The sequence below is a fragment of the Pseudomonas sp. GW821-FHT02A08 genome (assembly GCF_059422045.1).
In genome coordinates this window covers 1-749 of the sequence record NZ_JBWKWD010000086.1, presented here as the reverse complement: position 1 = coordinate 749, position 749 = coordinate 1, and the positions used below count along the sequence as shown (strand labels likewise).

Below are 749 nucleotides of genomic sequence, written 5' to 3'. Positions count from 1 at the left end.
GGCGGTTCGGTGACTTACACCGTGACCCTGACCAACGCGGCCGGTCTGCCGATCAACAACCACGGTCCGTTGGAGTTCACCCTCTCCGATGGCACCAAGATCACCGTCCCGGCCAATACCGCGACCGGCACGGCGACCATCACCGCTGCCGACGACGTGTTCACCGGCGGCCAGGCACCAATCGTCAACAAACTGGAATCGGTCAGCGGCGCGGACAACTTCGAAAAACTGACCCTGAGCCAGACCAACGTCGAAACCACCGTCACCGACGAGCCGGGTACGGGCACCCCAACCGACAACCAGGGCGACAAGGTCACCGTCAGCATCGAAGGCAATGGCGGCGTACAGGAAAACCTCGCGCCGACCTTCACCGTCAAGGTCGACCAGAAACTCGATCACGACCTCAAGGTCACCCTGAGCAACGGCGGCACCGTCACCATTGAAGCGGGCAAGCTGTCGGCCATCTACACCGCGCCGGTGCAAGGCGACGACGTCTACAAGGACGGCCAGACCCTCTCGATTGGTGTGACCGACGCTAGTGTCGACGGCAAGACCTTCGAACACCTGGTGATCGACGGCACCGCAGCTAACGTGGCCATCACCGACACCGTCAGTGAAGTCATTGCCACTTTGACCGCGGACAAATCCACCGTCGCCGAAGGCGGTTCGGTGACTTACACCGTGACCCTGACCAACGCGGCCGGTCTGCCGATCAACAACCACGGTCCGTTGGAGTTCACCCTCTCCGA

Annotated in this window: 1 protein-coding gene; it reads left to right on the top strand. The window is 62.1% G+C overall.

Annotated features, from left to right (window positions below; genetic code table 11):
* On the top strand, positions 1 to 749 hold a 749-nt coding region (locus tag AC07W4_RS27830), incomplete at both ends, for an immunoglobulin-like domain-containing protein (protein WP_495034729.1).